This is a genomic window from Streptomyces sp. NPDC030165 (assembly GCF_055573595.1).
Map to the genome: position 1 here is coordinate 1 of NZ_JBVIBD010000048.1, position 19,883 is coordinate 19,883.

Annotated in this window: 27 protein-coding genes and 1 pseudogene; 2 read left to right on the forward strand and 26 right to left on the reverse strand. The window is 70.2% G+C overall.

All coding sequences use genetic code 11. The annotated features are described in order from the left end of the window. From ACZ4Z1_RS41075 to ACZ4Z1_RS41105, 7 genes and pseudogenes are all read right to left on the reverse strand, one after another. A pseudogene (locus ACZ4Z1_RS41075) lies at window positions 1-884 on the reverse strand (hypothetical protein); the annotation flags it as partial. A 3-nt stretch (window positions 885-887) separates the two neighbouring features. Then, entirely contained in the window at window positions 888-5,792 is a 4,905-nt protein-coding gene (locus ACZ4Z1_RS41080) for a peptidoglycan DD-metalloendopeptidase family protein (protein WP_468491820.1), read from the reverse strand. A 19-nt stretch (window positions 5,793-5,811) separates the two neighbouring features. Further along, entirely contained in the window at window positions 5,812-6,165 is a 354-nt protein-coding gene (locus ACZ4Z1_RS41085; RefSeq protein WP_468491821.1) for a hypothetical protein, read from the reverse strand. A gap of 53 nt (window positions 6,166-6,218) precedes the next feature. Next, window positions 6,219-6,557, reverse strand: a complete 339-nt coding sequence (locus ACZ4Z1_RS41090; protein WP_468491822.1) for a hypothetical protein — start codon at window positions 6,555-6,557, stop codon at window positions 6,219-6,221. 88 nt (window positions 6,558-6,645) lie between these two features. Beyond that, on the reverse strand, window positions 6,646-7,230 hold the full coding sequence (locus ACZ4Z1_RS41095) for a phage tail tube protein (RefSeq protein ID WP_468491823.1): 585 nt from the start codon (window positions 7,228-7,230) through the stop codon (window positions 6,646-6,648). 67 nt (window positions 7,231-7,297) lie between these two features. Then, window positions 7,298-7,681 (reverse strand): phage tail termination protein, encoded by a 384-nt coding sequence (locus ACZ4Z1_RS41100; protein WP_468491824.1) that lies wholly within the window; start codon window positions 7,679-7,681, stop codon window positions 7,298-7,300. Beyond that, window positions 7,681-8,007 carry an HK97 gp10 family phage protein gene (locus ACZ4Z1_RS41105; protein WP_468491825.1) on the reverse strand — a complete coding sequence of 109 codons (327 nt, stop codon included), beginning with the start codon at window positions 8,005-8,007 and terminating at the stop codon, window positions 7,681-7,683. Before ACZ4Z1_RS41105 ends, ACZ4Z1_RS41100 begins: the two co-directional genes overlap by 1 nt. Window positions 8,008-8,039: 32 nt before the next feature. Between ACZ4Z1_RS41105 and ACZ4Z1_RS41110 the strand changes: the two genes are divergently transcribed. Next, window positions 8,040-8,372, forward strand: a complete 333-nt coding sequence (locus ACZ4Z1_RS41110) for a DUF4429 domain-containing protein (protein WP_468491826.1) — start codon at window positions 8,040-8,042, stop codon at window positions 8,370-8,372. On the opposite strand, the gene ACZ4Z1_RS41115 is transcribed toward ACZ4Z1_RS41110, so the two are convergent. The 10 genes from ACZ4Z1_RS41115 to ACZ4Z1_RS41160 form a co-directional block, all read right to left on the reverse strand. Beyond that, window positions 8,362-8,724, reverse strand: coding sequence for a hypothetical protein (locus tag ACZ4Z1_RS41115; protein WP_468491827.1), 363 nt, complete (start codon window positions 8,722-8,724; stop codon window positions 8,362-8,364). The genes ACZ4Z1_RS41110 and ACZ4Z1_RS41115 overlap by 11 nt on opposite strands. Further along, the gene (locus ACZ4Z1_RS41120; RefSeq protein WP_468491828.1) at window positions 8,725-9,141 is read right to left on the reverse strand and encodes a hypothetical protein; all 417 of its coding nucleotides are present in this window, start codon (window positions 9,139-9,141) and stop codon (window positions 8,725-8,727) included. 9 nt (window positions 9,142-9,150) lie between these two features. After that, on the reverse strand, window positions 9,151-10,158 hold the full coding sequence (locus ACZ4Z1_RS41125; RefSeq protein WP_468491829.1) for a glycosyltransferase family 4 protein: 1,008 nt from the start codon (window positions 10,156-10,158) through the stop codon (window positions 9,151-9,153). Continuing rightward, on the reverse strand, window positions 10,158-11,114 hold the full coding sequence (locus ACZ4Z1_RS41130; protein ID WP_468491830.1) for a phage major capsid protein: 957 nt from the start codon (window positions 11,112-11,114) through the stop codon (window positions 10,158-10,160). Before ACZ4Z1_RS41130 ends, ACZ4Z1_RS41125 begins: the two co-directional genes overlap by 1 nt. 15 nt (window positions 11,115-11,129) lie before the next feature. Next, window positions 11,130-11,723, reverse strand: a complete 594-nt coding sequence (locus ACZ4Z1_RS41135) for a phage scaffolding protein (RefSeq protein WP_468491831.1) — start codon at window positions 11,721-11,723, stop codon at window positions 11,130-11,132. A gap of 56 nt (window positions 11,724-11,779) precedes the next feature. Then, window positions 11,780-12,550, reverse strand: coding sequence for a VG15 protein (locus ACZ4Z1_RS41140; protein WP_468491832.1), 771 nt, complete (start codon window positions 12,548-12,550; stop codon window positions 11,780-11,782). Further along, complete coding sequence (locus ACZ4Z1_RS41145; protein ID WP_468491833.1) at window positions 12,534-13,964, reverse strand: phage portal protein; 1,431 nt, start codon at window positions 13,962-13,964, stop codon at window positions 12,534-12,536. Before ACZ4Z1_RS41145 ends, ACZ4Z1_RS41140 begins: the two co-directional genes overlap by 17 nt. Further along, window positions 13,961-15,700 (reverse strand): terminase, encoded by a 1,740-nt coding sequence (locus ACZ4Z1_RS41150; RefSeq protein WP_468491834.1) that lies wholly within the window; start codon window positions 15,698-15,700, stop codon window positions 13,961-13,963. Before ACZ4Z1_RS41150 ends, ACZ4Z1_RS41145 begins: the two co-directional genes overlap by 4 nt. Beyond that, window positions 15,681-16,115 carry a phage terminase small subunit gene (locus tag ACZ4Z1_RS41155; RefSeq protein WP_468491835.1) on the reverse strand — a complete coding sequence of 145 codons (435 nt, stop codon included), beginning with the start codon at window positions 16,113-16,115 and terminating at the stop codon, window positions 15,681-15,683. Before ACZ4Z1_RS41155 ends, ACZ4Z1_RS41150 begins: the two co-directional genes overlap by 20 nt. Window positions 16,116-16,318: 203 nt before the next feature. Next, complete coding sequence (locus ACZ4Z1_RS41160; RefSeq protein ID WP_468491836.1) at window positions 16,319-16,525, reverse strand: hypothetical protein; 207 nt, start codon at window positions 16,523-16,525, stop codon at window positions 16,319-16,321. On the opposite strand from ACZ4Z1_RS41160, the gene ACZ4Z1_RS41165 reads away from it, so the two are divergent. Next, window positions 16,524-16,661 (forward strand): hypothetical protein, encoded by a 138-nt coding sequence (locus tag ACZ4Z1_RS41165; protein ID WP_468491837.1) that lies wholly within the window; start codon window positions 16,524-16,526, stop codon window positions 16,659-16,661. The genes ACZ4Z1_RS41160 and ACZ4Z1_RS41165 overlap by 2 nt on opposite strands. A gap of 154 nt (window positions 16,662-16,815) precedes the next feature. On the opposite strand, the gene ACZ4Z1_RS41170 is transcribed toward ACZ4Z1_RS41165, so the two are convergent. The 9 genes from ACZ4Z1_RS41170 to ACZ4Z1_RS41210 all read right to left on the reverse strand — a co-directional run. Further along, window positions 16,816-17,007 (reverse strand): hypothetical protein, encoded by a 192-nt coding sequence (locus tag ACZ4Z1_RS41170; RefSeq protein ID WP_468491838.1) that lies wholly within the window; start codon window positions 17,005-17,007, stop codon window positions 16,816-16,818. Window positions 17,008-17,009: 2 nt separating this feature from the next. After that, window positions 17,010-17,297, reverse strand: a complete 288-nt coding sequence (locus ACZ4Z1_RS41175; RefSeq protein ID WP_468491839.1) for an HNH endonuclease signature motif containing protein — start codon at window positions 17,295-17,297, stop codon at window positions 17,010-17,012. After that, window positions 17,294-17,593, reverse strand: a complete 300-nt coding sequence (locus ACZ4Z1_RS41180) for a hypothetical protein (RefSeq protein ID WP_468491840.1) — start codon at window positions 17,591-17,593, stop codon at window positions 17,294-17,296. Before ACZ4Z1_RS41180 ends, ACZ4Z1_RS41175 begins: the two co-directional genes overlap by 4 nt. Further along, the gene (locus ACZ4Z1_RS41185) at window positions 17,590-17,964 is read right to left on the reverse strand and encodes a hypothetical protein (RefSeq protein ID WP_468491841.1); all 375 of its coding nucleotides are present in this window, start codon (window positions 17,962-17,964) and stop codon (window positions 17,590-17,592) included. The genes ACZ4Z1_RS41180 and ACZ4Z1_RS41185 overlap by 4 nt, the downstream gene beginning before the upstream one ends. Before the next feature lie 13 nt (window positions 17,965-17,977). After that, a complete protein-coding gene (locus ACZ4Z1_RS41190) occupies window positions 17,978-18,250 on the reverse strand; it encodes a hypothetical protein (RefSeq protein WP_468491842.1) in 273 nt (90 codons plus the stop codon). Then, window positions 18,243-18,779, reverse strand: coding sequence for a class I SAM-dependent methyltransferase (locus ACZ4Z1_RS41195; protein WP_468491843.1), 537 nt, complete (start codon window positions 18,777-18,779; stop codon window positions 18,243-18,245). The genes ACZ4Z1_RS41190 and ACZ4Z1_RS41195 overlap by 8 nt, the downstream gene beginning before the upstream one ends. A 103-nt stretch (window positions 18,780-18,882) precedes the next feature. After that, entirely contained in the window at window positions 18,883-19,125 is a 243-nt protein-coding gene (locus ACZ4Z1_RS41200; protein ID WP_468491844.1) for a hypothetical protein, read from the reverse strand. Window positions 19,126-19,252: 127 nt separating this feature from the next. Then, complete coding sequence (locus tag ACZ4Z1_RS41205) at window positions 19,253-19,675, reverse strand: hypothetical protein (protein WP_468491845.1); 423 nt, start codon at window positions 19,673-19,675, stop codon at window positions 19,253-19,255. A 16-nt stretch (window positions 19,676-19,691) separates the two neighbouring features. Continuing rightward, on the reverse strand, window positions 19,692-19,883 hold a 192-nt coding region (locus ACZ4Z1_RS41210), incomplete at its 5' end, for a hypothetical protein (protein ID WP_468491846.1).

A 19,883-nucleotide genomic window follows, 5' to 3' on the forward strand; every position in this document is an offset into this window, starting at 1 on the left:
CTGTCGATGCCCGCGGCGACCGCGCACGTAGCAGCGGTCGCCGGGGCGACGGCGGAGGCCCGCTGCCGGTACCAGCCGGTTCCGGGCGCGGCCAGTGTGCCGCGCGAGGCGCTGAGCTGGGTGCCGCTGCTGTTGTAGAAGCGCAACTCCACCCAGGTGCTCGCAGCCGCCGACGGCGGGTTGAGGTAGGCGTAGGCGAGGTATTCGGTGCCCGGCGTGACGACCGGCCGCTCGACGGTTACCGCGGACGCGTTGCCCGCAGCCGTTGCGGTGACGGCGATGACGTGACCGCCCACCGTGTACGCGGTCGCCGACCACGTCACCGGCGGCGCCTGCCGGGTGACGCTCGCGTTGACCTCGGGCGTCCACGCGGAGGCGTCGATCTCCGAGGTCTCGGTGTTGAAGCCGAGCAGGTTGCCGACCGTGCGCTGCGGCAGGCCGAGGTACACGTTCTCCCAGAAGTGGCTCACGTTTCCCGCGGCGGGTGTGCTCGACAGCAGAACCTCGCAGCGGGCAGCGTTCACCGGGGCCGCCCCGGCGACGCTCACCCGGTGCCAGCTGGCCGAGGCGGCCGACGTGGTCAGGGACCATGTCACCGAAATCTCGGCGTTGGCCGCGGTCAGCCAGCGGATGCCAATCCGCTCGGGCACCGTGCCCGACGCGTCCGCGAGAACGTGGTAGGTCGTCCCCGGAGTGACCGGGTACGAGGACACGGTGCGGGCCTGCATCTCGCCCGCGGCCGCGCTCTTCACGGTCAGGACGCCGTCGCCGTTCCGGCCGCCCGAGCCGAGACTGAGCGTGCAGTTGAGCTTGCTGGTCCAACCGCTGGTGTTCGGGTCGATCGTTTCCGTCGTCTCCGACAGCATGTTGCCGGGGATCGCCACAGGTCACCTCCTCCCGGCGCGGAGCGTCTGGATCAGCTGGCCATTCGACCGGCGGACTTCGGCCCGCGCGATGTCGGTGATCTCCCGGTCACCCACGAATACCTGCACCTGCAGGTCGCCGAGGCCCGTCCCGTCCGCGCCGCGTACCGCGGCACCTGTCAGCGCGTTCAGCTGCTGCGTCGTCAGCACCGGCTCCGGCCTCCCGGTGCCGTTGAACGCCAAGTTCATGCCGGGCTGCAGGTAGCCGCCGGAGTCGTAGCCGGCGGGCGGGCGGTTGGCGTTCGCCTGCTGGACGCGGGTGATGTTGCCGTACCTGCTGACGATGTAGCGCACCGCGGCGGCCACGTTCGCGACCGGGTCGAGGATGCCCCGGCTGCGCAGCGACGCGGGCACGTAGGCGCTCCACGTCGACGGGATCGTCTGCGCCAGGCCCTGGCTGGGGTGCCCGGCCCGCGCGTTGCTGTCCCACCTGTTGGTCGCCCGCGGGTTCCATCCGGACTCGCGGCTGATCAGGGTGTTCATTCCGGCGAGCCACTGGGGCAGGGTGCCGGGCGGCGGGACGTGGGCCGCGGCCAGCGCCTGGCTGATGATGGCCCGGCGCCGCCCGGAAGGGATAGCCCCGCCGAGAGAGCCCCCGCCGCCGGTCAGGTACGGCATGGGGTCCACCGGGCGGCCGTTGAGGCGTGCCTCCAGGTGCAGGTGCGGGCCGGTGACGTTGCCGGTGGCGCCGACCCGGCCGATCTGCTGGCCCTGTGCGACTCGGGCCCGCAGAGTGGTGAGCATCGCCGACATGTGCGCGTACAGCGACGACAGTCCGCCGCCGTGGGTGATCTGTACGTGCTGCCCATACGGGCCGCCGGTGGCGACCTGCGAGACCGTGCCGGACGCCACCGCGCGGACTGGCGTGCCGGTCGCAGCCGGGAAGTCGAGGCCGGTGTGCCGGCCGGAGGACCACATGCGCCCGGCGACACCGAACCGCGTGCCGTAGCCGGTACTGACCGGCTTGGCCCACTGTCCGCCGCCCATGCTCTGCTCATCCTGGCCGCGCAGGAACGACAAGATCCCGTTGGCAACCTTCTTCGGGATCGCCCGCACGACCTTGCCGAGGCCGGTGTCGGCGCCGGGCACCCGCTTGAGGGCCCCGTCGACCACGCCCAACCCGGCGCGAAAGAACGGCTCCAGCGCGCCGGCCGCCACGGAGCCGGCGGCCTTCAGGACGTCTTTGCCCCTGTCCGCGAGCCAGCCCGCGCCGGACTTGATGCCGCCCCAGATGGAGCCAAGGATGCCGCCGTCGGCCATGAGCTGGGTGCCCGCGGCGGCGTACAGGGCTTGAGCCCTGCCCCTGTACTTGGGGTCGGTGGGGATGACGTACTCGGGGTAGCGGGGGTTGCCCTCGCCGACGATGGCCGTGGGGCGGCTGACCTTCATGGGGGCGGCGGCGCCGAAGCCGTTGCCCACGGTGCCGCCCGCAGCGAGGAGCTTAGGTGCATCGGGGAGTTTGCCCAGGCCAACCCATTTGGCCACGCCGTCCCACAGCTTCTTGATCCCGTTGGTGTAAACCCACTTGATGATGAAGTTGACGGGCTTCTTGGTGATGTCGCGCAGCTTGTCCCAGGACCGGCCGATGGCGTCCTTGGCCTTGCCGAAAGCGTCGCCGACCAGGCCGACGGCCTTCTTGATGGCGTCGAACGGCGGCTTGATGAGGGTGCGCCAGACCCAGCCGATCCGATCGCCGATCCAGCCCATGACCGGGCGGACGATGTTGTTGTACAGCCAGCTCAGGACCGACCCCGCTGCGCGGAAGGCGGACTTCCAGGCGTTGATGGTGGGCTGGACGACGTTGCGCCACAGCCACGAGATCACCGAGCCGATACCCCGCAGGGCGGGCTGCACGGCGTTGCGCCACAGCCACGAGGCGACCGATCCGAGCGCGCGGAAGATCGCCGCCCAGGCGTCGAACGTGGGCTTGAGCACCGTGCGCCACAGCCAGCGGGCCACTACGGCAATGCCGTCGAAGGCGGGCTTGATCGCGTTGCGCCACAGCCAGCCCGCGACGGCGCCGACTGCCCGGAAGGCGAGCTGGATGGGCAGCAGCACCGAAACCACGAGGATCGTGAACAGCACGCGTGCCGCCGTCCAGATGAACGAGAACACGGGCTGCAGCACGTTCTGCCACAGCCACGTTGCCGCCGCGGCGACCACCCGGAAGGCGGCGGCGAAGGCTTCGAAGATCGGCTTGAGTACGTTGTTCCACGCCCACGACGCGGCCGTCTGGATGCCCGCCCAGGCGGCCTGGACTCCGGTGCGGAACCAACTGAACCTGTTATAGGCCCAGATCACGCCCGCGACGAGCGCGGCGATGGCGATGCCGATCAGGACGATCGGGTTCGCCGACATCGCGGCGTTCAGAGCTATCTGTGCGATGGTCCAGAGCTTGACCGCCACGATGATCAGGTAGATGCCCTGGATCATCCATGGGGCGTGCGTCGCGATGATGGCGATCCCGCGCGCCAGCTCGGCGATGACCGTCAGCAGCGGCCCTGAGATCGGCGCCAGAGACTGGCCGATGCTCAGGAACGCACTGCCGATCTGCCGCAGAGCACCGCTGAGCAGCGGCGCCGTCTTGGAGGCGTAGGACAGGAACCGCTCGAACTCCGGCGACCCCTTCAGCGATGTACCCCAGTTCGCGAACCGGCCCGTGAGGGTCTGCATCCGCTGGCTGATGTGATCCATGTGCGGCAGGAAGGCCTGAACAATCCCGGCCATCCCCTTGAACACCCGGCCGAAGCTGATGCCCAGCCCGGTCAGGGCAGGGATCACCGATGCGGCAAGGTCGGTCTTGAAAGACTTCCACCAGGGCGACTTGAACCCGGCCGAGACGCGGGCCTGCAGCGCCGTAATAGCGCGCGCTGCTGCCAGCACGAACGGCGTCAATCCCGGCAAGCTGTTCTTCAGTCCGTTCAGTGCCCGCGTGAAGATGGGCATCACCGCGGGCTGAAGGCTCGTCGACCACGCCTTGAACGCCGAGCGGAGCGACAGGAAGGCGTTGAATGTCTCGCGCGCCGAAGGCGACAGCTTGGAGAGGGCCTGCCGGTACTTCTCCTGCGCCGTCGCCGCCGCGTTCGCCCCGCCCGCCGCCGACAACTGCGCAGCCCGGATCTGCCGCTGTGCCGAGGCGACGCTGTCGGCTGCGGACTGCTGTGCGGCGACGAGCTGCTGCTGCGCGCGCACGACGGACCGTGCGCCGTCCTCCTGGACGCGGGCGACGTTCCGCTGAGCGGCGGCGACCTTGTCCTGAGCGGCGGCGATCGCCTGGGTGTTCTGGATCTGCGTGCGGGCCGCGTCCTGCTGCGCCTTCGCGAGGCCCTTCTGCTGGGTGGCGACACCGCGGCGCGCCGCGGCCAGCCGCTCTTCGGCGGAACGGACCGTCTCCGAGCCGTTCACCCCGGCCTTGTCGGCGCTCGCCTTCTCCGTGGTCAGGCGGCGCGTCTCGGTCTGCTGCTCGCGAAGCCGCTGCAGGGCCTGGTCGTAGGCGAGCTGCGCGCGCTGCTGGTCCAGCAGGGATGCCCGTGACCCGGCGGCGCGGGTGGCGTCCAGCCGGGCGCGGGCCTCCTGTACGGACAGCGCCGCGTCGCGCTCGCTGAGCTGCGCGCTCGCGAGCCGGTTGGAGAGGTCCTCCAGCTCCAGCGCGGCGTCGCGGCGGGCTTGGGTGAGGTCCTGCTGCGCCTGACGGGCGGTGCGCTGTGCGTCAGCGAGGGACTGCTCGGCCTGCTGGACGCGCTCATTCGCGGCCCGGCTGCGGTCGGCGGCCTGCTGGTAGGCGTCAGCGAGCGACTGCCGGGCCTGCTTGACCTGGTCGGCGGCGTTCGCGTTGTTCTGTGCGGCCTGGCGAACGGCGTCGGTGACGCCCTGCTCGGCCTGCGCGATCTGCCGGGCCGCGTTGCGGTGCGCGGTCGCCAGAGCCTGCTGCGCCCCGGCCATCTGCAGGGAACGCTGAGCGGCCTGAGCGGCGGCCTGGCCGCCGTTCGCGGTGGCGGTGGCCGCGGCGTCCTGCGCCTGCTTCTGCGCGTCCAGCGCACCTTTGATGCCGACGAACGCCGGAATGGCGACGGCGGCGAGCGCGCCGACACCGGCACCGGCGGCCACCGCCGACGAGGCGATAGCGCCGATCCCTGCGGCCAGCACCGGGACTGCGGGAATCGCGGCGACACCGGCCAGCGCGACCGTGAGCTGGAAGATTGCCGACAGCGCGCCCGAGGTGTCGACATTGACGCGGGCGGTCTTGCCGTCGACCGCCTCGATCTCCGCGCGGACGGCGGCCAGCTCGGCCGCAGCCGACGCAGTGTCCGCCCTGACCTGGACGTTCGGGTGCTCGGCGCCGAGCCGGGTCAGCTCCGCCTCGATCAGGCGGATCTCCGCCTTGGCGGCTTCGGCGTCGATGTCGATGCCGATCCGCTTGCCCGCCAGGGTCTCCATCCGGACCCGCAGCGCCTGCAGGTCAGAGTCGGCCTCGGAAGTGTCGGCGCCGATCTGCAGCTTCGGCAGGGAGCGGAACGCCGCCTCTAGGCGGGTCTTGAGGCTGCGGGAGAACGCCCCGCCTGTCTCATCGCCCTGACGGACCGCGGCGGCACGGGCCTGTGCACCGCCCTGGGTGACGCCGGCGCGCATCGAGTCGCGCACCGACGCAGTGATCCGCGCCGCCATCTGGCGGCCGATCTCCTCGCCGATGCGCAGGCCGGTGCCGCCGACCTCGCGCTGCATCGCCGAGCCGAATGACTGCCCGGCGTTCCGGCCGGCGTCATTGCCCGCACGGGAGGCGGCCGGCTCCAGCTGAGAGCGCAGCCGCCCGTAGATCCCCTGCGTGTTGGGAACGACATCGACCTCGACGGAGCCAACGCTGATGGCCACGGGAGCCTCCTCCCGTGCGCTACGCGGCGCCTCCGTTGATCAGGCGGAACAAGGTTTCGCGCGCCCCATCGGTCATTGCGGCGGGCTTCTTCTTGCGGGGCACGGCACCCGGCCGGCGCAGGGGCTCCGGCGGCTGTGGCCGGTCGCGCTTCTTCTCGGTATTCGCCGCGACCAGTACGTACTCGATGCGCCCGAGCCGGTCGTACACCGCGGCGAGCAGCTGCTCGGCCTGCGACCAGCGGCCCTTCTCCGGCTCACCCTCATCTGCCTGCCGATCCAGGTCCTCGGCCGGCAGGGCGTTGCGCAGCGCCGTCATCGTGTGCGACTCCGGCGGCAGGTGCTGGATGAGGACTCGCAGACGGCGCCACGTCATCCGGCCGCGGTACACGTCCAGCAGGTCGTGACCGCGGTCCAGGAGGTCGGCTTCTACCGCTTCCGCGTGGTCTTCGAGGACCTGCGCGGTCCAGGTGATTTCCCCAGGTCCTCACCCGTCGCCTCGGCTGCCGCCTGCGCGAAACGGCCGATGCCGTCCTGATCGGGGTCCAGGTCCAGGTAGGTGTCGTAGTCGTCCTCATGCAGCACGCGGCTCATGAAGAGATCGACATCTCCTTCGCGGAGCGCGCGCAGAGCGGACGCCCGCCACCGCGTCGCGGGCAGGGCGCGGACGTCCTTGGTGACACCGTCGTACCCGGCGAGCGGAATGGGAACGTACCCGTCGTCGTCGGCTTCGATCTCCTGCGCCTCGGCGGCGGTCGTCTCGGTCATCGCGCGGGCCTCCTCGTGTCAGCGGCGCGGGCAAGGGGGTAGGTGGGCGGGCCGGGCCCGCGCCGACGGTGTCGGCCCGCCCACCAGCTCAGGACCCGGGGTTCGCGGGCGTCGCCGGGACCGAATCCGAGTGGTAGACGGTGTTGCCCGCCGAGTCCGGGTACGCGGTGATGGTGATCTCGTAGCCGGACATCTCGTCCTGCTTGAAGGACACATCCGAGCGGTCCGACACCTCGCCCTGCGGCACGTAGAAGCCGCGAGCCGAGTCGCCATCGATGACGAGGAACCACCAGGCGCGGCGATCCGGCTCAGGCGAGGCCGTCTCGGCGAAGCTGGTGATCCCGCCCACGGGCTCCAGCTCGGCCGCGGGAATGCGGTACATGATGGACTGCACCGCCACCCGCGACGTCTCCCACAGCGTCAGCCCGAACGTCCGCACCGACTTGGTGATCTGCGTGCGGAACGGACTGGTCAGACCCCACGGCGTGAACTCCTGCGAATCCTCGTCGAAACCGTAGGTCAGGCCGTCGTCGCTGATGGCGCCGAGCGGCTCCCAGGGGGAGGCCGGCTGCACCAGCGGCGATGTCGGTGCGGCCGTGCCGGTGACGCTGACCCAGCCGCCGCCGTTGGCGCCGACGACCGTCAGATCCGCGGCGCGGGTGATCGAAACCATGGTGTCTCCAGACATGGAAGAGCCCGCGCACGGGCGGGACAGGGTCCGGCGCGGGCCCATCCGGCCGTCAGGAGACCGGGTGCAGGTAAATCTCGTAGGTGGCGCCGTAGCGGCGCAGACCGATGTTCTCGTAGGGCCGCTTGGCGGGCCGGGCGACCGTCGCGACCTTGCCGACGACCGCCTCGGGCAGCTTGGAGCCCCGCAACTCGTTCAGCAGCAGATGACGGATCTGCCCGGACAGGGCCGAGGCGGCCACGGAGTCCGCGGCGTACACGTCGACGTCCAGCAGGACGCGTTCCAGGCGGAATCCGTCGTCGTCCCCGGCGGGTAACGCCTCGACTTGCACGACAGGCAGATCGTTCAGCAGGTCGTTGTCCAGCTCGTCGCGGGCGTCGTAGCCGCGCTGCCGCAACCAGCCGATCAGCAGCGTCTCGACGTCCGGCCAGGCCATCACCGGCCGCCCGCAGCAGCGGCCCGCAGCAGGACGTGGTGGGCGTGGACGCGCTCGGTGCCGTACTCGACGAACCGGGCGTGCGCAGCGGTATTCGTGACGGTGGCGGTCGCTCGGTCCTTACGCCGCCCGCCGCGCCGCGTACTGGTGACACGGAAGCTGCCCTTGTAGGTGCCCGGGTGCGGGTCGGACGGGCCACCGACCGGGGCAACCGTCTGCCCGACCGACTTGATGACCTCGGCGCGGCGTAGCATCTCCGCCTCGATCTGCGGGGAGCGCAGCAGTTCTCCGACACCCTTCTTCTTCATGCGGAACTTCGCTGCCAAGATGACCTCCTCGACATCGGCAAGGGGGCGGTATGGACGTCAAGGGCGTGCAGGCGAGCATCAGCTTCGACGGCGAATGGATCACCATCACGAAGAAGGCCGTCGGCTCCCGGCCGGTTGACCACCGGCTCAGTGTCCGCAACATCACCGGCACCACCTTGAAACCGGCAACACGGCTGTTCCACGGCTACATTCAGTTCCTGCTGCCCGGCATCGAACCGGCCCGCGAGAGCAGGAGCTTGCTCGCCGGCGGTAGGCCGCCGCAGTCCGACCGCAACAGCTTGTCGATCCCGTACCGGTCGAACGACGCCGCCACCAAGCTCGTCGCCGCCGTCGAAGAGGCGCGGGTACGGCTCAGCCCGTGACCCGGTCCGCGGCGAACTGCACCGGCCCATGGGTCCCCGTGAACGGATTGCGTCCCCAGTCGCCGGGCTCGCCGGTGATGTCGCAGGTCTCGCCGCGGATACGGACCTGGTCGGTGGTGCGCCAGTCCGAGCCGGCCGGAGCGTACACGGTCCAGCCGCCGATGACGGTGTCCCGGCCCTGCTGCTGGACGCCGCCCACCGGCGGTGTCTCAGCCCGCGGCGTCACCACACAGCCCCGGACCGGCGTTTCCGTGAGCGGGCCGGGGATCGGCTTGCCGCGTTCGTCCCGGCCCGTCGACGGACCGCACCGCAGCCGCACCACCGTCTCGCCATACGGGTAGGGGGCGGGCATCTACACCCACCCCCAGCCCGGCTCGTACACGAGCCCCGGCCCGTAGGTGTCATCGATCGGCCAGGTCGGCGACGGGTCCGCGGTCGCCGGAGTCGGGTCGACGGTGAACGCCCCGCCTCGGCCCGCGAGCGACTTCAGCGCCGCCTTGTCCGATTTCGTCAGGTACAGCCCGCCCGAGCCCGAGGGCCGCTGTACGGACATCGGGCCGATCGTCTCGTATGCGATTTGTTGCGGATTGACGTAGGCGCGGCCCGCCACCGACAGAACGATCGCCGTGGCCCGGTCCGGCAGCGGCTTGACCACCGACTCGCACAGCGCGACCGCCTGCTGGATGAGGAAATCCGCGCGAGCCCCGTCGACCTCCGAGAGCCCGAGGTAGAGGCCGAGCTGCTCGGCCGTCGGAGTCACGAACGCCACTGCCGCCTCCTATCGGGCCAGGGCCTCCACGGCATCGCACCAGGCCGCGAGGTCCGCCGCCGGGTCCAGCTCCGCGCTTCGAGCCTTCGCCCGTTTCGCCGCGAGCCGGTACTCGGCAGGGGTCTGCAGCTTGTGCAGCACCGCCTCGTAGCCGTCGACGTCCCCTCGGTCCACGAAGATCCCGGCCTCGCCGAGCGACTCGCACAGCCCCGGGGTGGGGTGCGCGACGACGGGGATGCCACTGGCGAGCGCCTCGATGCCGGCCCGGCCCCACGACTCGTAGGAGGACGGCATCAGAAGCACGCGGGTACGGGCGTAGACCCGGTCCCGCATCTCCGCGCCATCCACATGCTCGACGATCTCGACGTTCGGCAGGTCCGGCAGGATCTGCTCGCCGTAGGCGCCGCGCACCGCGAGGAACGAGGTGTCCGGCATCCGGCGGGCCAGCGCCTCCAGGACGCGCCCGCCCTTCTCCACGTTGCAGTTGATCAGCGTCACGGCCTTGCCGGGCTTCGTGCGGTACTCGTCGGCGAACACCGGAGGCCGCACGACCAGCTCGGCGCCCGGCCGGACACTCTTCGGGTACTCGGCGAAGAACAGCTCTGCCTCCGCCTGCATCCACTGGCTGTTGTAGACCGCGAGAGCCGTGGCGCCGGCCGCCATGTGCCGGAACGTCGGCATGTGCGTGTTGTGGCACACCACCACGACCGGCTTGCCGTAGCCGCGGGCCAGCGCCGACGTCGACGGCACGCACTCCAGGTGCGAGACCAGCACGTCAGCCCGGCGCACCACCGTGGCGAAGTCCAGCCTGGCCTCCAGCGGAACGACCCGCACGCCACGGTAGTCGTAAGGCTCGTGCGCGCTGCCGTAGCGGGACAGCCACACCTGTACGTCGTGCCCGCGCTCCACCAGCGGCCGGAACATGCTGACGAGCATGTGCTCGGCGCCGGCGTTGTGCTCCGGCGGCATCGCGTGGACGCGGGCCACGATGGACAGCGGCCTGGCCGCTCCGGCCATCAGCTGCCGCTCGGCGTGCCGGTGAACTTCACGAACGCCTCCGGGTCGCCGAGGACGAATCCGTAGTACGCCTCCGCGAGCAGCAGCACCAGGTTCTCCTGGAACGCCGAGTGGACGCCGCCGTCCTCGTCGATGTACGTCGCCTCACGGCTGATCTTGATGCTGATGTCCATGCCGACGCCGTAAGCGGTCTGCGACCAGTCCCCGCCGATCGCCCGCAGGCCCGAGTCCGTGCTCGTGGACTGCCGCCGGACCTTGCCCGAGACGGACCGCGAGTAGGCGATCGGCTCGCCCACCAGCGTCCCGGCCAGCGCCGCGCCCGTGCCGGGCACGGTGGTGTCCACCAGGATCGGCCGGCCAGTCGTGTCCGTCGCTCCGAGAAGCTTGGGCTTGAGGCGGTAGTCAGCGACGGTGCCGGTGTAGTCCCAGTCGTCATCGATGATCTTTTCCATGCCGTCGACGACGTCCTTCCAGATGCCGCCCGTACCCTGCGACGCCGTACCCAGCGCGACGCTCTTCGTCGTCATCGCCAGGTAGTCGGCGAACGGCCCGGTGGCCCCCTTCATCGTCTTGCCGTGGATCGTCGCCCGGTCGAACGCCCTGGAGAACGCGGTCGGCAGATCCTGCTGCAGCTGCGCCCACAGCCCGGCGGCGTTGCTGTTCGCGACCTCCATCGCGACCGGAATCAAGACCGCGATTTTCTTGCCGGACATCTGCTTGATGTCCATGCCGCCCGTACCCAAGGGCTTGCGGCCGGCCACGTCGACCCAGTCGGCCGTCGGCACGTCCAGCGGAACCGGCACCGCCGTGTTTGCCGTCATGGCCAGCGGCACCCGGCGGGCCAGCGACATGACCGCCGACGTCTCGACGCTCTTCTCGAAGATGGGCGCGACGATCGTCGGCGGCAGGAATGTCGGATTGATGTCCGACAGCTTGATCGGGTCGGTGTGAGCCATCAGGGGCTACCTTTCTCAGCGGCCCCCGTTGAGGGCCTTCGTAAGCCAGCCGGCGAACTCGTCTTCCGGCTTGAGGGATGGTCGGTTGCCGTTGCCCGAAGAGCCCTGCGTGCGGTCCGGCCTCGGCGACCGCGGCCCGTCGGCGGGAGGCTTGCCGAGGTGCGGCTTGCGCTTGAGCAGGTCGGCGAGACTGCGGCTGATGCCGTTTGTGTCGATCTCGCCCTCGTCGTCGACGAAGGAGGCGAGGTCGAGGAAGGCGTGAGCGTCGTCCGGATCGGCGAATTCGCCGGCTGCCAGAGCCCGGACCTCGGAGCGCACCGCACGCTGCTGCACGGCCTTGATACGGTCCTGTGCCGCGGTCAACTGCTCGGCGAGGCGTTCCTGCTCGGACTTCTGCGCGTCCTCCAGTTCCTTCGCCTTACGGGCGAGAGGCTCCAGCTCCTTCAGGCGCTCGCGCAGGCTCTTGGCCTCCGCGTTCTTCTTGCTCAGCGCCTTCTTCGCGCGCTCCGCGTCGAACGGCTCCTCCTCGGTGCCCGTGTCCGCCTCCGGGGCGGTCTCGGGCTCCTGCGGCTCCTCGACGGGCTGCTCGGTCTCTTCGTTCTCGGGCATGGCGGTACGGCCCTCCAGGGGCTGAGTAAGGCCGCCACCAGGGCAGCCGTAGTTGGTCAGGAAGCGGCGGGCAGGTGCCCGTGCTCGGCCAGAGCCCGCCGGAAACGACGGAGCTGGTCTCCGGAGTGCGGCGCGGCGTACTCCCGGTACAGCCGCTCCCACTCACGCGCGTGATCGGATAGCTCGAAACGCTGTCCCTTGAACACCGGCACGACGCCGCAGTGGCAGCCGTCGTGGGACCGGAAATCCACCGTGTCCTGCTTGTACACGGCCCCGCGGATCGCCAGGAGCTTGCAGAAGGCGCAGGCGCCGAAAGCCGCGGCACGCGCCCACGCGGTGGCCTGCGGGTCGCGGCGCACCGCCTCCCGGACAGCGCCACGGCCCTGGTCGGCCACGAGTTTCTGCGCGACGGCCTCGGCCTTCTTCTCGGCCTGCTCCAGTCGCGTCTCCAGCGTCTCGCGCTGCGCGTCCGTGGCCTTCGGGTCATCCGGCTCCCGCGGCCACAGATCCTTTGTCGCCCACCGCAAGCTGGCGTGGACCCGTTCGTCCGGCGGCGGATCCAGCAGCGGCACCGTGAACCGCCCCGGTGACCGGGCCGCCGTTCGCTGGACCTCGTAGTAGTCCGCGGCCAGCACCTGCGACGCCTGCCCGTACTGGCCGACCAGGGCTCGCACGGCCTCCATCCAGTCCGGCACCGTGGCCTGCAGGCGCGACGGAATGATGATGCGTCGCAGACGGCGCATGTCCCGTGCCAGAAGCCGCGTCAGGCCGCGCTGAGCGGCGCGCTGCCGGGCCGCGGCATCGCCGCCGTCAGAGACCGTCGCCACTGTCGTCCTCCGGCTCCGGCGACTGCTGCGCATCGTCCTGCTCGCCCAGCGACGCCAGACGGTCCAGTACCTGCGCACCCTGCGCACGGCGACGCTCTGCCGCCACCCGACGGCGCTGGTCCTCGGTGAAGCCGGCCATCTCCAATAGCACGTCCGAGTCGGCCGGCACGATCCCGGCCTGCGCAAGCTTCACCGCCGCATCCGTCTGCGCTGCGATCGTCGGCGTCGCCGGGTTGCGCCACACCGCCTCAATCCGGCGACGCTTGTCCGGCGGCTCACCGTCCCGCACCCACAGCGCCAGGCGCATCGCGTCCCGGTGCGTCGCCCCGAAGCGCCTGATGCGCCTCTCCGCCTTCTTCACCAGCATGGCCTCCGAGCTGCGGATGGCGTCCGCGGAAGCTGGGTTGTCGCTGGTGTAGCCGAGCATGTGCGGCGGCAGCCCGAGCTGCGTGGCCATGATGCGGGCGTACAGGTCGATGATCTTCGTCTGCCCCGACGGATCGTGAGCCGTGAACTGGCCGACGGCCGGGACCTGGCCGTCTTCGTCCCGCTCCAGCGCCAGGACACGGCCGATGTAGGTGTCCCAGGCGCTTTTGGCGTTGCCTTCGGCGTCCTGGAAGGCGGACTCGGATGCGCCGAGAATGTAACGCTGCGGGGCCCCGAAGAACTCACTCTGCACTTCGATGCCCATGAGCCGACGGCATCCCGCGTCCGTGATGCTCATGACCTCGGGTGTGATCTCTGACTTGCCCACGCGGTCCGCAGTGCGCTGCCGGTTCGCCATCCGCAGCACCGGCACCACACCGAGACGGTGCTGGTCCCGGTCGAAGACCTCCCAGCCGCCGCTATCCACCTCGGCGGCGTGGATCGTCTCATCCGGCAGATACAGCGTCACCAGGCGCACGCCGCCCTCGACGGACTCCCGCAGCGCCGCCGTCGCCATCCGCGACCGCGCATCCCAGAACATCGTCATGTCCAGCGGCGACTCAAACGTGATCAGCGGCGGACAGTCCGCTCTGCCACAGTCACCCGAGCCGACCGTCACGTACTCCCGGCCATAAGTCAGTGCGTCCAGGTGCGCGAGACTCGCCTCGTCGAACAAGTCGTTCGCCTCGGCGATCTCCTCCAGGTCAGAGGCATCCGACCCATCCGCCCACCGGAATGCCTCCAGGTCCAGCCGCTGCTCCAGCGCCTCCACGCCGATCCTCGGCCAGCCGATCACCGTGTGCAGCCCCTTGAGCTGCGGCGGGATGCTGATGCCCAGGTCGCGGACGATCTGCTCGCCGTTGAAGTAGCTGTCCAGCAACTCCAGCCGGAGACGGTGCGACAGGAGATCCGTGCGCAGCGCCGTGACCAGGTCCAGCTCGTCCGGGCTGAGCGACAGCAGCGGCAGCTCAGGGATCGTGGCGGTCATCGCAGCACCACCACCCGTCCCTTGCCAGGCCGGCCGCGCTTCGCCCACGCCGTCGAGTTGAGCATCATCCGGCGCAGCATCCGCGCCCCGATCGCACACACCGCCAGGTCGACCTTGCGGGCCGACTCGCGGTGCTCCTTGCCGATCGTGTAACCCCACTGGTTCGTGCGGCGCCGCGCGTTCGCCACATGTTGACGCAGCACCCGGTGCCCGTCATGGGCCACCTGCCGCTCCAGCACATCCCGGTAGAACCGGTCCACGGCCTCCGTGAACGCCTGCTGGCGCCGCCGGTCGCGCATGTCCCACAGCACCGCGTGCCGGTTCACGCCGCCCGTCACCGCCTTCAGCTTCAGCCGCTTCCCGTACCGCTGCGCCCACGCGTCGATGTAGCCGTCCCAGTACCGCTCGCCGTCCGCGTCGTCATGGCCGGCGCCGGGGTCAGCGAAGAACGCGATCGGCCGGTAGTCGGCGAACACCTGGTCCACCACGCCGTCCACCTCCTCGCGCGGCACCCGCCACGGGACGTCCTGCGGCCAGTTCGCCGGCCGCTGCCACACCCCGAGCGCGGTCACGAAGCCGTCCGACATGCGGCACGCGACCAAGCCCGTGGCGTCGTCGCTCTTCGAGCCGTCGAAGAACAGCGCCAGCTCGTCGCCGGGCTTCAACGCCCCGCTCTCGTCGCGGCAGGCGTCCCACTCATAGGGCGCGAGAAACGCATCCTCCGCGGCGACGATCTGGTTGAACCAGAACCGGCGGCTGCGGGACGGCGGATTGCGCACATCGAGGATCGACGCCTTCAGCCGGTCGATGTCCAGCCACACCGAGTCCCCGCGGACCGCCTTCAGCGTCGGCGCGATCCACTCTTCGGTCAGCTTCGCCTCGGCCGGGGCCTCCAGCGAGTCGTAGAACAGCCCCGTGTCCACCGATCGCCCGGCCTCCGCCGACTCGAACGCCTCCCTGGTCCGCTCCGCGACACTGTCCTCGCCCGGCTCATAGGCGTTGGTGTTCGCCAGCGTCCGGGACTGCCCGTCCGCCGACTTGGTGGCGTTGCGCTCGATGACCGCGGCCATCTCGTGCCCCTGGTTCGCCTCCACCCAGTGGTGCGTCTCGCCGAGGGACACGAACGTCGGTCGGCCGCCCTCCAAGGCCCGCGGCGAGCTGGTGACCGCCTCGATACGGGCCCGCCCCTTGTCGGCGTAGATGATCTCCTTGCCGAGGTCGATGCGGTACTCCTCGACCGCCCGCTTCGACAGGATCGACGGAAACAGCGTCATCGTGTTCCGGGTCTGGTCCTGACTCACCGCGGCGATCTGCACCCACGCCGCCGGATGCTGCTGCCCCAGCGGCTGCCCGGCCGGCACGCCCCACTCGTTGCCGTCGTCCGCGACCTCGCCGAACCGGCACGGCCCTACGAACTCGAACGCCGACCACGTCGCGATCAGCGGATCCTTGCCCCACCCCTTCAGGCGCTGGACGACGCCGTCCCTCCACAAGAACCGGTTCGCCACCGGATCCATGGCGTACCACCACAGGGTCAGCCGGGCCTGCTCGGGCGTGTAGCGCCACGGCTTGCCCGCATAGTGCTGCAGGTAGATGGCCGTCCACGCCAGGCAGTGCCAGCCCAGTGTGTACTCCGGCAGCAGGAACCGACCGTCCGGACCGCGCTTCCACGACGGTCCGATCGTGAACGGCTCGACGACCTCGGGGACTTCTCCCTCAGCCGCCTGCGAGGTCACGGTAAGCGTCCAGCGGCTTCACCGCGGCCAGCTGCGGTCCGGCAGGCTTCCGCTCCAGCTCGATCCGCGCACGACGGCGGTCCCCTTCCGTGGTCAGCAGCCGCGCCATCACGCTGTCGAGCGCGCTGACGTACTGGCCGTTCGGCGGCCGGTCCGACGACAGACCGCGGGACATCAGCTCAGCCGCATACCGGGCCACCGCCCAGTCCGACGGCTGGTAGAACGCCGCCTGCCCGGACTCCTGCAGGCTGAGGTACCAGTCCGTGGCGATCGGGTGCCACAGCGGGTCCGGCTCCGGCAGGTCCGGCAGATCCAGCGGCGCCCCGGACGGGCCCTTTGTGAGCCCAGGGCCGTCGTCCTTGTTCCTGCGGCGACGCTCCTCCGAGCGCTTGGGTATGGGTCCATGCGTGCCCATGGCGACCTCCAGGGTCAAGGCCCGCCACCGGGGCGAGCAGGTGGGCTTTGGCCTGGCCGCCTCCAGGGCAGCAGTGACGGCGCGTGACCATGCGGGCCGGTGGCCCTAGGGAACTCGTACAGACGGTCAGGTGCTATACGGTCCCGATGGCTGTGATCACCGGGGAGGGGGGGCACCCCCCAGGGGTGATCAAGGCGGGTGGATCATGCGTACCAGCGATTGAAGTCGATCTCCGCTGCCTTGATCGCTTCCGCTGCGAGGGCTCGCACCAGTGGATCACTCGACGTCTGCGCGATGACCTTGAGTACATCACGGTAGAGATCATCTTCGAGCGAGTGAGCTCGCTCATCGTCGCTGCTCGCGCTCGTGACGATCTGTGCGATGCGGTCGCGCACATGGGAGACGTCCATGCTGCCTCCCTCGGTGCCCTGCCCGTACCGGCCTGCCCCTGCCCCTCGGGTGGGTGGCTACCGCCTGCGCCTGCTGGCCTGGGCGTGCTGCGAGGTGGTCGTGCCGGTCGCCTGCATGTGCCTGAGCTGGCAGTAGCCCTTGGCCCTCGGTCCCATGTACTTGGATACGGCGCGCACGCACCGCTTCCAGTCGCCCGGCGTTCCCCATCGGATCTTGGCTGCGCCTGCGCCCGATGACCAGTAGTTGCGCAGGGTCTGGGCGTTGTCGCGTCCCTTGCTGGCCACGTGGATCACCCCTCGGGCTGGTCTTGGGTCTCGTCGATGCGGGTGATGGTGGCGCCCGCGTGTGCGGGGATCGCGAGGCATGGGCCGTGCGCGTCGGCGAGTACAGCCCACCCATCGGCGAACGAGAGGGTGAGGTCGGGGTCCTCAACGAGGATGTCCTCACCCTTGCCCTTGGGGTGGGTGATCAGGTACCGCATTCTCACCTCAGCCCGGGGTGCTGCTCGGGCGGCCGTGTGCGGCCCGGCTTGGTGCGGGGTGCGGCGTTGCCCTCAGCGGCCGACTTTCGGCCGTGGCATTCAGCGCAGACGCCTTGGAGCTGCGATTCGCGGTGGTCGTCGGTCTTGGCCTGGATGTGGTCGCAGTGCGTGGACGGCCGCACGCCACACAGCTTGCAGATCGGGTCCCGGGCCAGAACACCGGCGCGGATCTTCTTCCAGCCGGGCGGCAGGCGTCTCACGCGGTCGCTGTTCTGCCAGCCGCCGCTCACGTCGCTCCTCGGTCGCGCACCCACTTCTCGATGGCGTCTCGCATGGTGTCGTCTCCGTAGTCGCAGGAGTCGCGCCATTCGACGGCGTGCCACACGTCGGTCAGTTCCTGCGCCTTCGCTTCGGCGAGGTCGAGGTGGATGAGCACGTACCGGGTGAGACGGGCCGCTTCTGCGGTACCGGGCACGCCTTCGGCGGCGAGTCCGTGGAGCCGGTCGTGCATGGCTTCGATTTCGCCGCGCTGGGCTTCGAGCCCGGAGGTGTGGCAGTACAGGTAGTTGTAGCTGCCGCCGCTCACGGTCGCCCCCGCCGCAGGCTGTGCATCATGTCGGCCTGGGCCTTGGCGATCTCCTGCTGTACCTGCTCGCGGAACTGCTCGAAGTCGCCTTCGACGCGGCCCTTCAGCGTGTAACTGACGGACTCAACTGGCGCATGGTTCGCGGGGATCTCAATGGTCTCCTCGAAGGCGAGGACGGCACGCGCACCGATCTGCTCGGCAAGATGCTGGCGCGTGCCGACTGCCATTCCGTCTTCCTTGAAGGTGACGCCATGAGCGAGGTGCGCGAGCACCGCTTCGTCCGCCTGGTCGATGACGAGCACGAACGGCGTCTCGTCAGTGCCGTCCTTGCCGTAGATGGTGGGCAGTTCGAGGATCTGGATGCGGGCCATCGGCGCGGGCCTCTCAAGTTGAAGGTTGGTCCAGACACTTGCCGTCGGCGTCGTAGTAGTCGATGCCGCCTAGCGTGACCTGCCGGTCGGGGTGGGTGGTGCGGAACCAGGAGCACATAGCGACTGCCCGGCTGGGGGCTTGCGGGGCGGTCATCTCAATGACGACGTGCCGCTGGTCGTTGCTGCGGCGTCGCGAAAGCTCCTTGCCGGGGATCAGGTGTCGATGCTGGTCGAACTCAGCTTCCTGCTCGACGTCCACGAGCATGGTGATCGAACGTTCACCCACGGCGTGACCACCACCAGACGCCGAGCGTGTGCCCGCGCATCGTCTCGACGCCGCCGCCGAGACCGGTGAGCACCCGGTCCATATCGTCGCCGTCCCAGTGATGCACGTGCTCCTCGGCAGGGTTGCCGTCGACGTCACCCTGGGGTGCGTCGACGATCGGTACGGACACGAGGATGTGCCACGCCCCGGCCGCCTCGATGCGGCGCAGGAGGTCGACGGCTTCCGTGCGGGGCATGTGCTCCAGCACGTCCCCGCAGATGACGAGGTCGCGGTGGTAGAGGTGTCCGGGGGCGCGGCGGGCGTCGAGGTGGTGCACCTCGTCGTAGCGGCTCTTGAGCTTGTACCGGCCGATGTACGGCTTGTGGACCTCGATGGCCGTCCACCACACGCCGGGCCCCTCGGGTTCGTGCGGCCGGAAGAGCTTGGCGTAGGTGCCGGAGCCGGGCCCGATGTCGGTGACGGTGCGCGGCTGGTGACGCTCAAAGTGCGCGAGAGCCCAGTCCTTGCCCTCGTCGATGCTCGTGGGCATGGACGGCTCCTCTCGCGTCGGGGTGCCTGCTGCCCGGCTGGGCCGCCTCGGGGCCGGGCAGCAGGCGGGGCCCGCCTGGGGGACGTCGGGCCCGTATCGAGGGTCAGGCGGCGTGGGGTGCTCGCTGCGGTGTGGGCCGGTAGGTGGCGGCGAGGGCGCGTATCTCCGGCAGGGCGTACATGGTGCGGGCGGCGTGGCCGAGTCCGGTGGGCCGGCCGTCGCCGCGGAAGCGCTGGATGCGTCCTCGCGAGGCCCATTTGCGGATGACGGTGGCGGGCACGCCGGTGAGGCGTTCTGCTTCGTGGGCGTAGACGAGGTCGTCGGGGTAGAGGTCGTGCGGGCGCATGGCACCTCCCCCGGCATGCAGAAAGCCCCCGACGATGTCGGGGGCTCCTGCGTGGTTGAAGGGCACACTACTGGCGCCTGCGCTCACTGTGACATAGCGGTGATCGGCGGTCAAGCACAGACGAGAATCAGCCCCGCTCTCCTCGCTCGCCGGCGACGCCGCGGAGCTTGGATACTGCCCATCCGGCGGCGAGGACGATGCCGACGAGGGTGACGCCGATGTAGGGCAGGGCGTCGCCGACGGTGCCGATGATGCCGATGAGGGTGCCGCCCATCATGACGACGATGGCGACGAGCGCGCCGGTGCATACGACGATGACGGCGAGGATCAGGAACGTGATGATGATGAGGCGCTGCAGTTCGGGCGGCAGGCCCTGCTGTACGGGCGCCTGCACGACGACGGGCGGCGGCGGCGGGGGCTGGCCGATCGTGAAGTGCACCGGCCGGCCCAGCTCGTCGTACAGGACGTTGGGGGGCCGGTGGTGGGCGGGGACGGGCAGCTGCTGCCCGCCGTACTGGTGCTGCGGGTCGGGCAGCGGCTGCGGGGACATGACGGTGCGGCTCCTCTCAGGGACGGTTGCTGTCGGCGCTGGCGAACGTCTGGGTGTAGGCGTCGCGTCCGGGCATCGCGTCGATGGCGGCCTGGTGCTCGGGGTTGATCCAGCCGCTGAGGTTGCACACGATCCGGTCGCCGTCGGTGGCCCATGCGGGGTCGGCGCTGACGGCCTTATATGCTTCGTCGGCGGTGGTGAAGTGCTG

Coding starts and splice junctions, on each gene's coding strand:
- ACZ4Z1_RS41110 (WP_468491826.1), top strand. CDS start 8,040: ATGGACGTCAAGGGCGTGCAGGCGAGCATCAGCTTCGACGGCGAATGG.
- ACZ4Z1_RS41125 (WP_468491829.1), bottom strand. CDS start 10,158: ATGGCCGGAGCGGCCAGGCCGCTGTCCATCGTGGCCCGCGTCCACGCG.
- ACZ4Z1_RS41205 (WP_468491845.1), bottom strand. CDS start 19,675: ATGTCCCCGCAGCCGCTGCCCGACCCGCAGCACCAGTACGGCGGGCAG.
- ACZ4Z1_RS41090 (WP_468491822.1), bottom strand. CDS start 6,557: ATGACCGAGACGACCGCCGCCGAGGCGCAGGAGATCGAAGCCGACGAC.
- ACZ4Z1_RS41145 (WP_468491833.1), bottom strand. CDS start 13,964: ATGACCGCCACGATCCCTGAGCTGCCGCTGCTGTCGCTCAGCCCGGAC.
- ACZ4Z1_RS41115 (WP_468491827.1), bottom strand. CDS start 8,724: ATGCCCGCCCCCTACCCGTATGGCGAGACGGTGGTGCGGCTGCGGTGC.
- ACZ4Z1_RS41165 (WP_468491837.1), top strand. CDS start 16,524: ATGCTGCCTCCCTCGGTGCCCTGCCCGTACCGGCCTGCCCCTGCCCCT.
- ACZ4Z1_RS41170 (WP_468491838.1), bottom strand. CDS start 17,007: ATGCGGTACCTGATCACCCACCCCAAGGGCAAGGGTGAGGACATCCTC.
- ACZ4Z1_RS41185 (WP_468491841.1), bottom strand. CDS start 17,964: ATGGCCCGCATCCAGATCCTCGAACTGCCCACCATCTACGGCAAGGAC.
- ACZ4Z1_RS41085 (WP_468491821.1), bottom strand. CDS start 6,165: ATGACGTGGCGCCGTCTGCGAGTCCTCATCCAGCACCTGCCGCCGGAG.
- ACZ4Z1_RS41135 (WP_468491831.1), bottom strand. CDS start 11,723: ATGCCCGAGAACGAAGAGACCGAGCAGCCCGTCGAGGAGCCGCAGGAG.
- ACZ4Z1_RS41095 (WP_468491823.1), bottom strand. CDS start 7,230: ATGGTTTCGATCACCCGCGCCGCGGATCTGACGGTCGTCGGCGCCAAC.
- ACZ4Z1_RS41200 (WP_468491844.1), bottom strand. CDS start 19,125: ATGCGCCCGCACGACCTCTACCCCGACGACCTCGTCTACGCCCACGAA.
- ACZ4Z1_RS41155 (WP_468491835.1), bottom strand. CDS start 16,115: ATGGGCACGCATGGACCCATACCCAAGCGCTCGGAGGAGCGTCGCCGC.
- ACZ4Z1_RS41160 (WP_468491836.1), bottom strand. CDS start 16,525: ATGGACGTCTCCCATGTGCGCGACCGCATCGCACAGATCGTCACGAGC.
- ACZ4Z1_RS41100 (WP_468491824.1), bottom strand. CDS start 7,681: ATGGCCTGGCCGGACGTCGAGACGCTGCTGATCGGCTGGTTGCGGCAG.
- ACZ4Z1_RS41130 (WP_468491830.1), bottom strand. CDS start 11,114: ATGGCTCACACCGACCCGATCAAGCTGTCGGACATCAATCCGACATTC.
- ACZ4Z1_RS41195 (WP_468491843.1), bottom strand. CDS start 18,779: ATGCCCACGAGCATCGACGAGGGCAAGGACTGGGCTCTCGCGCACTTT.